This is a genomic window from Sulfurimonas sp. ST-25, assembly GCF_048079205.1.
GTDB classification, from domain to species: Bacteria; Campylobacterota; Campylobacteria; order Campylobacterales; family Sulfurimonadaceae; genus Thiomicrolovo; species Thiomicrolovo sulfuroxydans.
Map to the genome: position 1 here is coordinate 363,309 of NZ_CP182225.1, position 12,163 is coordinate 375,471.

Annotated in this window: 11 protein-coding genes and 1 tRNA gene; 3 read left to right on the forward strand and 9 right to left on the reverse strand. The window is 56.9% G+C overall.

Translation table 11 applies throughout. The features are described from left to right. The first annotated feature begins 31 nt into the window (after positions 1-31). Positions 32-1,027: an NAD(P)-binding domain-containing protein gene (locus ACM66T_RS01830; protein WP_231020043.1), complete on the forward strand. Its 996-nt coding sequence runs from the start codon at positions 32-34 to the stop codon at positions 1,025-1,027. Between the two features lie 257 nt (positions 1,028-1,284). Here the strand turns inward: ACM66T_RS01830 and ACM66T_RS01835 are convergent, their stop codons facing one another. The 7 genes from ACM66T_RS01835 to topA all read right to left on the reverse strand — a co-directional run bounded on the left by ACM66T_RS01835 (position 1,285) and on the right by topA (position 9,376). Then, the gene (locus tag ACM66T_RS01835) at positions 1,285-2,937 is read right to left on the reverse strand and encodes a hypothetical protein (protein ID WP_231020045.1); all 1,653 of its coding nucleotides are present in this window, start codon (positions 2,935-2,937) and stop codon (positions 1,285-1,287) included. Positions 2,938-3,199: 262 nt separating this feature from the next. Continuing rightward, positions 3,200-3,979 (reverse strand): AmmeMemoRadiSam system protein B, encoded by a 780-nt coding sequence (gene amrB / locus ACM66T_RS01840; RefSeq protein ID WP_231020047.1) that lies wholly within the window; start codon positions 3,977-3,979, stop codon positions 3,200-3,202. After that, positions 3,976-4,557 (reverse strand): AmmeMemoRadiSam system protein A, encoded by a 582-nt coding sequence (amrA, locus tag ACM66T_RS01845; RefSeq protein WP_416768709.1) that lies wholly within the window; start codon positions 4,555-4,557, stop codon positions 3,976-3,978. The genes amrB and amrA overlap by 4 nt, the downstream gene beginning before the upstream one ends. Positions 4,558-4,620: 63 nt before the next feature. Next, positions 4,621-5,784: a cation:proton antiporter gene (locus ACM66T_RS01850; protein ID WP_416768710.1), complete on the reverse strand. Its 1,164-nt coding sequence runs from the start codon at positions 5,782-5,784 to the stop codon at positions 4,621-4,623. Between the two features lie 3 nt (positions 5,785-5,787). After that, positions 5,788-6,636, reverse strand: coding sequence for a biotin synthase (locus tag ACM66T_RS01855; RefSeq protein WP_231020053.1), 849 nt, complete (start codon positions 6,634-6,636; stop codon positions 5,788-5,790). Beyond that, entirely contained in the window at positions 6,633-7,154 is a 522-nt protein-coding gene (locus tag ACM66T_RS01860) for a metallophosphoesterase family protein (protein ID WP_231020054.1), read from the reverse strand. Before ACM66T_RS01860 ends, ACM66T_RS01855 begins: the two co-directional genes overlap by 4 nt. Continuing rightward, positions 7,151-9,376, reverse strand: coding sequence for a type I DNA topoisomerase (gene topA / locus ACM66T_RS01865; RefSeq protein ID WP_416768711.1), 2,226 nt, complete (start codon positions 9,374-9,376; stop codon positions 7,151-7,153). Before topA ends, ACM66T_RS01860 begins: the two co-directional genes overlap by 4 nt. A gap of 182 nt (positions 9,377-9,558) precedes the next feature. On the opposite strand from topA, the gene ACM66T_RS01870 reads away from it, so the two are divergent. Next, entirely contained in the window at positions 9,559-10,386 is an 828-nt protein-coding gene (locus ACM66T_RS01870; protein ID WP_416768712.1) for a hypothetical protein, read from the forward strand. Here ACM66T_RS01870 and ACM66T_RS01875 read toward each other — a convergent pair. Further along, positions 10,383-11,459 (reverse strand): DegT/DnrJ/EryC1/StrS family aminotransferase, encoded by a 1,077-nt coding sequence (locus tag ACM66T_RS01875; protein WP_416768713.1) that lies wholly within the window; start codon positions 11,457-11,459, stop codon positions 10,383-10,385. The two genes, ACM66T_RS01870 and ACM66T_RS01875, sit on opposite strands and share 4 nt — an antisense overlap. Continuing rightward, complete coding sequence (locus ACM66T_RS01880; RefSeq protein ID WP_416768714.1) at positions 11,456-11,869, reverse strand: hypothetical protein; 414 nt, start codon at positions 11,867-11,869, stop codon at positions 11,456-11,458. The genes ACM66T_RS01875 and ACM66T_RS01880 overlap by 4 nt, the downstream gene beginning before the upstream one ends. Before the next feature lie 152 nt (positions 11,870-12,021). On the opposite strand from ACM66T_RS01880, the gene ACM66T_RS01885 reads away from it, so the two are divergent. Continuing rightward, a tRNA-Val gene (locus tag ACM66T_RS01885) sits at positions 12,022-12,097 on the forward strand. Positions 12,098-12,163: the final 66 nt, after the last annotated feature.

Sequence of the window (12,163 nt, forward strand, 5' to 3'; positions counted from 1 at the left end):
ATAGGCAATTTAAACGGCTGCAGGAGAGAGTATGGATCAAGTTTACAACCTGGCGATCATCGGGGCGGGCCCCGCCGGAATCGCTGCCGCGGTAGAGAGCTATCTGCTGGGGATGCGCGACATCATCATCCTGGAGAAGGGGCAGAGCCATAACGAGACGATCCGCAAGTACTACAAGGACAACAAGCGCGTTGACAAGGATTGGCAGGGGCAGAAGGTCGAGCTTGACGGCAACATCTATTTTATCGACGGTACAAAAGAGAGCACGCTTGATTTTTTTGATGAGGTGCTGGCGAAGCACTCGGTAAAACTGCAGCCGCAGACGGAGGTGCAGAAAATCGTCAGAGGCGACGACGGCATCTTCGACGTCATGGTCCCCGGCGGCAGCATCCGCGCGCGCTACGTCGTCGTCACCATCGGCCGGATGGGCAAACCGAACAAACCCGATTACAAGATCCCGCCCGCGATCCGCAAACAGGTCAACTACACCCTCGACGATGTCGGTGAGGGCGAGAAGATCCTCGTTGTCGGCGGGGGCGATTCGGCCGTCGAGTACGCCGTCGACCTGGCCGCGAAAAACGACGTAGCCATCTGCTACCGCCGCGCGACGTTCCGCCGGGCCAACCCCACGAATCAGACCGACATCGCCAACGCCATCGCCCACGGCGAGGTGCGCCCTATTCTCAACACGAACATCGAAGGGCTTGAAGAGGATGCGGGCAAAGTGAAAGTCCTCTTCGAAGAGCGCGAGCCGGAGAGTTTCGACCGCGTTATCTACGCCATCGGCGGGACGACGCCGAGCGCCTTCCTTACCGGTTCGGGCATCGGCATCGAAGAGGGGTGCCCGGTCCATGACGAGAACTACGAAAGCGACGTCCCGGGCATCTTTGTCGCCGGGGACATTACCCAGGAACGCGGCGGCTCCATCGCCCTGGGGCTTAACCACGGTTTTTATATCGCGCGGCACATCCTCGACAACGACAAAACGCTGCGGCGCGATGACGATGTCATCAAGCGTCTCGATTAAGGGTCCCTGTAGAAGCTGAAACGAGCAGAAAATGATCCGTTCTCTAGAGGAGAATAAATCCGAAAACGGTATTGGTTGATTGCAAAAGAGGTTATCAAATTACGAGGTGAGAGAAAGAAAGCGTGGTGAGGTAATGAACTCCTAGAGTTAAAACATTCAACGAGACCGGTTTTTCATCTGCTGAACGCTCTTTCTTTCCCGAAGGAAGATGTTTCCGCTTTTGCAGCGGAAACATCTAAGATAGATACCTGATCTGATTATTTAAAATAGAAGCGGGTGTCGATCAGATTCGCTTCCGTAGAGCCTGTGGTCGCGGCTTCATCATAATTGCCCCACAGAAGTTGCTGGTTTGGTGCAGCACCGCGTCTACAGTCAACGCTATCACCTGAACCGCCTGTGCCTCTGATCTCGAGAACCAGGTTTGAAACACCGTCATAGTGGAATGGCTTTTTCAGAGTGATGCCTACCCAGTCACCCGCTTTCACTGCAGGGGTGTTGATCATACCGGAAAAGACAAGGGTTTTATCTGTCATAAGGTTGTCTGCGAAAACACTTGATAAATCCATGGAAGTCGTGTGCGCCATGGTGACGTCGTAATCAAAGCCTGAATCCGCAGGATTGTCGGTGTTGGCTCTACACTCGATACGGTTGATCGTACCTGCAGATCCCAGTTGGTAAGCGCTGTAAAGCTGTTGCATAGAACCTACCGTGGCCCAGAACGGGAAGGCTTGTCCACTATTGCTGGTAGACATGAGAACATTTGTCGTTGCGCCGTTGAAGCGGAATTTGGCATTGTTGACATAGCCGTCTACCGTGCCTGTAGCGGTGTTAATGCCATAAACACGCTGGCTGCCCCCCATATCGACCGCTTCGGCATAGTTCAGACCCCCCTGTCCGATGGACGTTGTGAAATCGACGACAAGGTTGTCTGTCCCGTTATAGTTGAAGCTGCCGTCCAGAGGAATCCATACCCATCCGCCGGCAGGAATGCCGGCCGGGACATGGACGGTGACATCCTGTGCAACGGTTACAAACTTATCGGCGTTGTCGGCAAATGTCGCCGAAAGAACGTTAGATGATGCATGCCCCATTTTAACGGTCATCGTATAGTTCCCTTCAACGGAGAGTTTGTTCAGCCGCAAGGCATAGCCGGTAATGGGACCGGAACCGTTGATATCGGCTGCCATGTACATGTTCTGTAAATGGAGATTTGCTCCTGTCGTCAATGGGTAGGCATGGTCCAGACCCGTGCCGTAGTACTGGGTGTTGTCCCCGCCGCTGAATGCGAATGTCGCTTTCAGCAGAGTCCCATCAAGACCGGTGGCTGTCGGTGAAACGGCGCCAAAATTATAGGCCCTGCGCGGCTCTGGCCTATCACCTCTCTGGGCATAGAGGTTGGCTGAACATGCTGCGCTTCTTTCAAACTCAATGACAAGGTTGTCTTTACCATTATAAGCAAACGGTTCATCAAGCGTGATGTCGAATGCTTCTCCCGCATTGCCGGCCGGGATGGTCAGTGTTCTGTTGTCGAAAACAGTCTGCAGTGAACCATAGCCATTTTCTACGTTGTCAGCGTAGGTGGCTGTCAGGTTCGATTCGCCGCTATGTCCCAACCTGATGGTCATCTGCGGACACGAAATCGCGGCGGGTTCGTCGTAAAAATAGTAAAGAGAGATCTTCTCTATATTACCCGAGCCCTCGATTTCCGAAGCCAGATACAGGTTCTGATACTTTTGATAGGCATCATCATTATTTAGCGGGTACCTATTGCCTGATGTCACGCTGTCAACGACCGTTTTCAGGAAAACCCCTGCCGGTGTTGACGATCCGCCACCGCCGCCACATGCCGTCATGGCCACGATGGCCGCCGCTGATACGGCTGCCGTTAGCATTTTGCTTACCAAATTCATCATGTACTCCTTATATGATTTTGGTCGTGTTTTCATTACCTATTAACCATTCTACACCTTTACATATTGAGATTGCTTAAATAGAAAATAATAGTAAACATTAAGAATAGAAAAATTTTATATCATTAAAATAAATTATTATATATTTATAGGAAAAAGTTTTATGGAAAATAGGGAGAAAAACGGCTAGCGTTGTGTCCATTAGACCGATGGTTTTTGGGGGTAGTACTCTTTAGGCAGCAGCAGAAACGATATTCCGCTGTTAGTAGAACACCGCCGAAGTATACCCGACGACGTTGCTCGTATCCTTCGTAGCCCAGCTGCTGGTGCGGTAGTCGAGGAGTTTGACGTTGAGGTCGTCGTTCTGCGCGGCGATCAGCACCCCCTCCACTCCGATGGCACCGCAGGCTTCGCATCCCGAATGCATCATGGAAGGTTCGCGTTTGTCAATGGCGTTCAGACAGATATTGTCGAGCCTGTTCGCCTCCTCCTCCGTATAGAAGTGGCTCAGATCCGTACTGATGACGACGACGTTCTCTTCGTCTTTGAGCAGATCGGTAATGATGACGCCGAGGGTTTTCGGATCGAAGGCGCCGTAGACCATCTCCACGACCTCAAGTTGTGGGGCATAATGCTTGATAAAAGGCATCTGAACCTCCGTCGAGTGTTCCATGTGCATCGCCGGCTCGAACGCAAGCCCGTAGGTCTCCTTAAGATGCTCGGCATACGCCCTGTCAATGGTCAGCGACCCCAGCGGAGTGGAGAACTCGTCGAAGAGGGAGACGCTCATCCCGTGAAAGGCTACCCGGTGGGACGGTCCGATGACGATGGCGCGTTTGGCGCTGCTGTGGCGCAGCTGCTCGAAGGCCAGGTGCGCAGTGAAGCCGGAGTACATGTACCCCGCGTGGGGGACGATCAGCGCCCGCGGCGTTTCGGGGACGTCGACGTTCCCCATCTCTTCGAACGCTTTGAAAAAGCGCTCGATCTCGGAAGCCTGGGCCGGGTAGAAGGAGCCGGCATGTGCTGTAGTGCGTGCGCTCATAGCACACCTCCTGTTTCAAGCGGGGCATCCTCGAAATGCTCCGCCTGGTAGGTGAAGATCTCGGGATGGTGGTTGAGGACGTCCGTCCCCAGGCCGGCCTTGAGGCCGAGGTGGGCGAAGAAGGCGTCGAAGTCGGGCAGCTCCTCCCACACCTGCGGCAGGAAGGTTGCACTGCGTCCCCCCAGCTGCAGGATGACCCCGTCGACGTTCGGGCGGATCTTGCGCCGCAGGTCTCCGGTATCGTCGTAAGGGAGATTCTCCGGAACACTCAGGAGCGATACCTCCACACTGCAGCGGCGGTATTCACGGTCGGTCAGTGCCGAAAAGCGGGGGTCGCTGAAGGCCGCCGCTTTGGCATTGGCGATCACATCTTCGTAGAGTGAGGTGTGCGGCACGATGGAACCGATGCAGCCGCGCAGTGCCGTTCCCCCGATCTTGAGGGTAACAAAAGTGGCACGGGGCTCATCCAGTTCCGGGAATTGTGCAACCAGTTCGGCTTTGTCGAACGGAAAAGGTTCACCGAACACCGATGCGATCGCTGCGCGTGCAAGCTGCAGCAGGAGGGTCTGAAGCGTCATAGCCGTCTCCTTTATGCCATATTAGATGATTATAGCACAAAAAGTGTTACCAGGGGTGACAGGTTATCCGTGGAGCTCTTCCGCCGGCATCCGGACGATATGAAGCAGTTTGATAGCGATCATGACGACGATGACTTCGAAGAGCGAGGCGAGGATCAGCGCGTAGTAGTGGAGCTTGTCGATGCTGTTGTTGGTGTAGGCGAGGGTCGTAATGGCGATGAGGAGCGTCAGGGGCATGGCGTGGCTGAGGCCGATGCGCAGGGCGTCGCGCCACCCCATTGCCGGGGCGAAGATCTGTGCGGCGATCAGGCGGATTGCGATCATCAGGAAGGTGACCATCAGGGCTTTGGCAATTAGCCCCTCCATCATCAGTGCACTGAGATCGAACGTTGTGCCGATATAGATGAAAAAGAGGGGTACGAGAAAGCCGAAGCCGAAACTGCCGAGTTTCTCCGGAAGCTCATGTTTATGCTCGAAAAAGGTGGGGATGAACATCCCCGCGATAAAGGCGGCAAAGGCCAGTTCGAGGTCGAGGTAGAGCATGATGGCCACCAGCAGGAAAAGGATGCCGATGGAGAGGCGGACGTCCTGTTCTCGGTTGTCCACGTGGGGCATCAGCATCGTGGCGACTTCGGGAAACCACCAGAAAAAGAGCTGCAGCAGCTTGAACAGCAGCATGATAATCACGATAAAGAGGATGAGCGAACCGATGGTCTTGAACAGTCCGATGCCGTCGCCGTACTCGAGCGCGGCGGAGGAGACGGTCAGGATGGCGATAGAAACGACCTCACCGATCCCGCCGGCGAGCATGGCGAGGCCCAGCCATTCGGCTTTGCCGTACTCCTTGTTGAGGGCTGCGACGAGGCCGACGGAGATGAGCGGCAGCAGGACCATGAAGATGCGGCCGAGATCAAAATACCAGACGGCGATGCCGGAGAGGGCATAGAGGGCCGCGAGGTAGAGGGTGATGCGCCTCAGAACGGTGCGATCCAGACGCCAGAAGGTGCGCAGATTGATCTCCATTCCGGCGAGGAACATGAGAAACAAAAAGCCCACTTCTGCAATGAATTCGAAGAAGTGGCTGCCGTGCAACAGTCCGACGAAACCGAAAAAGGCGCCGAGGATGATCTCGATCGGCGTCGTGGGGATCTTGAAGAGTTTGGCAAGGAAGGGGGAGAAGATGATGATCAGCGCCAGGGTGATAATGAGCGTGATATCATGATCCATAGGTTACTCCCCGACACGGTCCGCAACGGCGAGGCCGAGATCGCGTAGCATCTCGAGGTCGGCATTGCGGTCGCGGCCTTCGGTCGTGAGGTAGTTCCCGACGACGATGGAGTTGGCGCCGGCGGCAAAAATCTCGTGCTGCCGTTCCCCGAACATCAGTTCCCGCCCGCCTGCGACCATGATGCGCTCTGCGTTCGGAAGCATCTGCCGCGTCAGCGTGATAAGCTCCAGGGCTTCGTCCGTCGTGAGGGGGTTGGGACGCAGCGGCAGGGCCGGATTGTGGTGATAAAAATTGATGGGAACGGAGACCGGGTTCAGTTTCTGCAGGGAGGTGAGCATACTAATGCGGTCCTCCTGGCTCTCGCCCAAGCCGAAGATCCCGCCGGAGATCAGCTTGAGACCGACGGCATTGACGTTTTCGCAGGTCTCGAACCGTTCGTCCCAGGGGTGGGTGGTGCAGATCTGCGGGTAGAACTCCCGGGAGGTCTCGAGGTTGTGGTTGTAGGCTTTGATGCCGGATCGTTTGAGGGTTTCGAGCTGGGAAACGGAGGCGGTACCGTTGCAGGCGATCAGTCGCAGCCCAGGGACCTCAGCGTTGACGGATTCGGCGACTTCGCAGACGAAATCGAGGGTACGTTCGTCAAGCCCTTTGTGCGCCGTGACCAGGCAGAAGCCAAGGGCACCGGAGGCTTTGGCTGCACGGGCCTCTTCGATGATGTCTGTGACGGGCTTTTGCTTGTAGCGGGCAATATCGGCCTTATAGCGTACACTCTGCGAGCAGAACTTGCAGTCTTCGCTGCAGGTGCCGCTGTTGATGTTGCTGATGGCGCACAGAAAAACCTTCTCGGTCATGCCGATTCCCTCTCGAAACTGAAGTGTCTGGCGTGGAAGGCTTCCTCTTCCAGCGGCCGGCTGTACTGGGTGACGCCAAACGTGTCATCCGTGATCTCAAGCATAGCACATTCCGAGACCGGTTTGGAGCGCGCGCATGCCTCGCCGGGATTGAGGTAGAGCGTCCCGTTTTTAAAATCGCACTCGAAGGTGTGGGTATGGCCGAAGAGCACGATCTGGGCGTCGGGTGCCATATAAAACGGCAGGTGCATCAGTTTGAATTTCGTTTTTGCCAGTTTGAAGTAGTGGGGCTCCTGCACCAGGCTGTAGCGGTTATGGACCGCCGCGAGATGGGGGTCGTTGTTGCCGTAGACGGCAACGTAGCGTTTGCCGCAGGTTTTCAGCTGTTGGAGCATCTCCTCTTTGACGATGTCGCCGCAGTGGATCAGAAACTCGGCCCCCTCGGCCAGCAGGTGGTCGATCACCTGCTGGGAGTAGTCCACTTTTTTATGGGTATCGGAGAGCAGCCCGATTTTCACGCCTCTTCCTCAATCGGGGTGCGGTGCTTGCACTTGACGCACTCATAGACCTCTTTGCCGCGGTAGGTGCGGCGGGCAAGGACGCCGTCACACCCCTCCTGGTCGCACTTCTTGTCCGTCGGCTCGAACTTCGAGATGAACTTGCATTTGGGGTAGTTTTCGCATCCCCAGAACGCGCCGCGGCGCGACTGGCGGAAGAGCAGCTTGCCCCCGCAGTCCGGACAGGGGACCGAAGCTTCTTTCGGGGCTTCGAGGGGACGGGTGTTTTTGCATTTCGGGTAGGCGCTGCAGGCCAGGAATTTCCCGTTGCGGCCGCTTTTGATGACCATCGGGCTGCCGCACTTGTCGCACACCTCGTCGGTCGTTTCCGGTTCGGCGGCGGGTTTTGCCTCGCCCCCCTCTTCGGCAACCTGTTCGGTGTATTTGCACTTGGGGAAGCCGCTGCAGGCGATGAACTTGCCGTAGCGGCCCGAGCGCATCAGCAGCTCCGAACCGCATTCGGGACAGTTGCGTCCGATCGGCTCGGCCATTTTGAGGCTCTTGATCTCTTTTTTCCCCTTCGTGATCTCCTCCATAAAAGGGAAGTAGAAGTCGATAAGGACACTCTGCCAGTCGTGATGTTCGTCGGCGATCTTGTCGAGGATCTCCTCCATATTGGCGGTGAAGTTTGCGTCGACGATCTCCGGGAAGTGCTTCTCGAGCAGTTCGGTGACGGTAAAGGCGACTTCCGTCGGAACGATCTGGCGTTTTTCAATGTTGATATAGCTGCGGGCCTGCAGCGTCGAGATCGTCGGCGCGTACGTTGACGGGCGGCCGATTCCCTCGGCTTCGAGCTTCTTGATCAGGCTCGCCTCGGAGTAGCGTGACGGTGGCTCGGTAAAGTGCTGGGTCGGCGCGATTGATTCGAGGGCGATGCTCTGCCCCTCTTCGAGGGTCGGGAGCAGTTTGTCCTTGTCGTCGGTGCCGAGGACTTTATAAAAACCGTCAAAAAGGAGTTTGCGGCCCGTCGCCCGGTACTCGGCGCTTTCGCTTTTGAAGGTGATGGACTGCTGCTCGAAAACGGCGTCAGTCATCTGGCAGGCGAGGAAGCGGGTATAGATGAGGCGGTAGAGCTTCAGCTCGTCGGGTTTGAGGTATTGCGCGGCGACCTGCGGCGTGAAGTCGAGCATCGTCGGGCGGATTGCTTCGTGGGCTTCCTGGGCACCCTTGGCCTTCTTGCCGTAGGCTTTGGGAGACGCTGGCAGGTACTTTTCGCCGTAGGTATTGGTGATGGTGTCGCGGGCCGCCTCGACGGCCTCTTTGGCCATATTGAGGGAGTCCGTACGCATATAGGTGATGACACCGGAGGTGCCGGTGGGTGTTTTGACCCCTTCGTAGAGGGTCTGTGCCAGCATCATCGTCTTCTTCGGGGAGAAGCCGAGCTTGCTCGACGCCGTCTGCTGCAGGGTCGAGGTCATGAACGGCGGCGGCGTGGAGGTCTTGCGCTGCTTGGTCTCGATCGCATTGACGCTGAAGGCTTCGCCGCGGATGCGTTCGGTCATCGCCTCGGCCATTGCCTGGTTCTTGATGGCGAGCTTGTCGAGTTTTTCACCTTCGTAGCTGTAGAGGTTGGCGTCGATGCCCGGGGCAAAGACGGTATCGATGGTCCAGTACTCTTCGGGTTTAAAGGCCTTGATCTCCCGCTCGCGGTCGACGATGATCTTCAGTGTCGAGGACTGGACGCGGCCGCCGGAAAGCCCTTTTTGGATCTTGGAGCTCAACAGCGGGGAGAGTTTGTAACCGACGATGCGGTCGAGCAGGCGGCGGGTCTGCTGGGCGTTGACGCGGTCCATGTCGATCTCCCGGGCCGTCTCCAACGCGTGCGCGATGGCCGTTTTGGTGATCTCGTGGAAGACGATGCGCGGCAGGGCGGCGGGGTCCTTTTTGATCGCATGGGCAATGTGCCATCCGATCGCTTCTCCTTCGCGGTCCTCATCGGTCGCGATATAGATTTCATCCGCTTTTTTTGCCAGCTCCTGGATCTGTTTGACGGTGGGCGCATTCTCCTTGGAAACGCTGTATTCAGGGGTGAGCGTACGTGCTTCTTCGTCGACTTTGATGCCGAAACGGCTTTTGGGGAGGTCGCGGATATGCCCCTTGGAAGCGATGACTTCGTACCCTTTTCCGAGGAAGTTCTTGATGGTTCTTGCCTTGGCCGGGGACTCTACGATAATCAGTTTCAATGAGTTTCCTATATATATAGTATTGGCGATTTGAGTTCGCAAGTGTAGCGAAAAAAGTTTTAACGCCGCGAAGCCGGATGGCGAGATTAAGGCAGAGACAAGTTTGCCGCCGCCCGAAAACGGTGCAGGGCTTTGAGGGGCACGGTTTTGTATAATGGTCCGACGTCAAGAGGGAGGAAACGATGGAAATGACAGAAAACCGTCTTATGGATGAGGCCCGGCACGAACCGGTGAAGAATGTTTTTCGTCTCGGGTGGGAGTTTATCGTAGTAAACCGTACTCTGGCACTGATGACGGTGGCCGCTTTTGTCCTGTTGACGCTGCTGGAGCTGGTCCCGATCGTCGGTCTGGCGGCCTCGGTGGCCGTCGGGGTTTTTGCCCAGTCGGTGCAGATCTATGTCGGGCGGGCTTTCGCGGAGGCGGCCTCTATTGACGCTTTCCTCTCCGAGGCCCGCCTGACGACGCTGAGTACCTTCCTGACCCGTTACCAGGCGCCGGCTTTCGGGGCATGGCTCGGATGGTTCGTCATCAGCATGGGGGCGTTCATCGTCTGGATGACTCTGGCACTCTCTGCGGGGTTTGATCCCGCGATGCTGGAAGAGACGATAGCGGATGAGGCCCAGCTGATGGCATTGATCGAGGCGATGGGGCTGAGCCTGCTGCCGGTGTTGCTCATCGGCATGCTGATCATCTATGTCTATCCCATCGCCCAGGGGCGGGTCATCCTCTCCGATACCTTCGGCGATGCCTTCAAGGCGGTCTTTTCGGTCTTTCTGCCCTCCGTCTGGAAAGCAGCGGCGGCGGGGGAGTATTTCCGTTTTCTCTTCGTGTTCGGATTGGCGCTTTTGGGAATAGGCATGCTCGTGGGGATCGCGATGATGCTTCTGTTCTTTATCCCCCTTCTCGGCCCGGTCCTGTTTGCACTGCTGATGGCAGGACTCTTTTACGTGATGTTTTTGGTGATGGCGATTGCGAGCATTTTGGCACGCTCGATGGTCGAAGCGTTTTAGAAGCTGCAGCCTCGGTAGGCGTACTTCTCCGTCGCTTCGCGCACGGCCGCGGCGACCTGCCTGACTTCGCCGACGGAGAGCCTGTGGTGGCACGGCAGCTGCAGCAGCGCCTTGTAAAAATCCTCCGTGATAGGTAATCGAACCCCCTCATCCTTGAAAGCGGTCGTTTTGTAAAGCGGTTTGCAGCAGACGGTCACTTCAATCCCTTCCCCTCTTATGCCGCTATAGATATCCTCTTTCGGACAGTAGAGCTGCGGGGTCAGCAGGATGGGGTAGCTTGCGGGTGCGTCGTCGGGGGCACGCTTCATGCAGTCAAAGAGAGTGGAGCGCAGATGCTCGTCCAGCAGGGCGCTGTTTTCGCGGCGGCGTTCGCAGGCGCTCTCCAGGTGTTGCAACTGTTCCAGGGCCACAGCGGCGGCGAGGAGATCCAGCGCTGTATCGGCTCCCCGCAGGGGGAGGTCGTAGTTCCAGAGGCTGCCCGGCTGACGGCCCCCCCGGCGGAAAAGGCGGGCACTTTGCGCGGTCGCATCGTCGTCGGTGAGCAAAAAGCCGGTGGGGCTGACGCCGTCTGGCATGAGGGGCGCGAGGGACCAGACGGCAGCGCCGGAAACCTTCATCGGGAGCAGGGAACCGGTGGCGTCCTCTATCAGCGCCAGCGCGGCCGGAATCTCCGGAGCGGTCGAACGGATGCCCCCGAAGTGGGCGAAGAGGAGAGCGTCTGTTCCCGCATCGATCGCCTTTTCAACGGCGGCGGTCATGAGCACGCCGTCAAGACCGATATCGGCGTAACGGGTGCGGACACCGCTGCGGCAGAGCGCACTTGAGCGGTGCGGCGGGGCCATGGCGTCGGTGATGATCGTCGCTTCTTTGAGGGGTGCGAGGAGCGCTTCCAATACGGAGGAGGGGGTGTCGAACGCAATGGCGTGGGCGCAGCCGTGGTAGGCCGCAACGGCGCGCTCCAGCCGGTCGGGTGCGTCAGGGTCGAGTGCAAAGGTACGCGCCGCGAGGGCGTCACGTTCCCCGGCCCGGGCCGAAAAGGGGATGGGGGCTGATGTGCCGCCGGGGGCGCTCATTGTTTCGGCGACTCCATGGCATCATCGAGATCGGCATAACGGGTCTCGTCCTTGGGCTCGGGCTCCGCTTCGATCACGAAGTGGCTGTGTTGCACTCCCCTTTGCGGTGTCACCGAACGCGAAGAGCGTTTGCGAAGCAGGTAGCGTTCGGTGCGGTAACCGCCGAAAAAGAGCGCCCCGAGCAGGGCCAGGACGAAACTGCCGATCGCCCAGGTTTTCGTATAGGCGCTCCACTCCCCCTGCCAGACGGTTTCGATCAGCAGCAGGATGTCAAGTTCCCCCGTTACAATCATCAGCAATCCGAGAAAAAAGAGGTAGGGGGCAACGAGCAGGATAATAAAAAGCAAAAAAGGATTGACATAAACGGGGCTGTCCGCCATGCGCGACCGTTCCAACTCCATTGCCGTCATTTGCGCTCCTTAATGCTGTAAATATATAATCATAGCATAGCTGCCGTTGTCTAAACGCTTTTGCCTGTGCGGCGGAAATGGCGACAGAGCATGCTCTCTTCTTAAGCAGTTTCTAATGTATGAGGGGCTATAATTTCGGCCTCTTAACTGATGGTCCCATAGCTCAGTTGGTAGAGCACCACCTTGACATGGTGGTGGTCACAGGTTCAAGTCCTGTTGGGGCCACCATTCTTCCAAACAACATTAAATCCTTTCTTTTATATGATCCTTTAACGAAGTTCCATAGGAAAATGC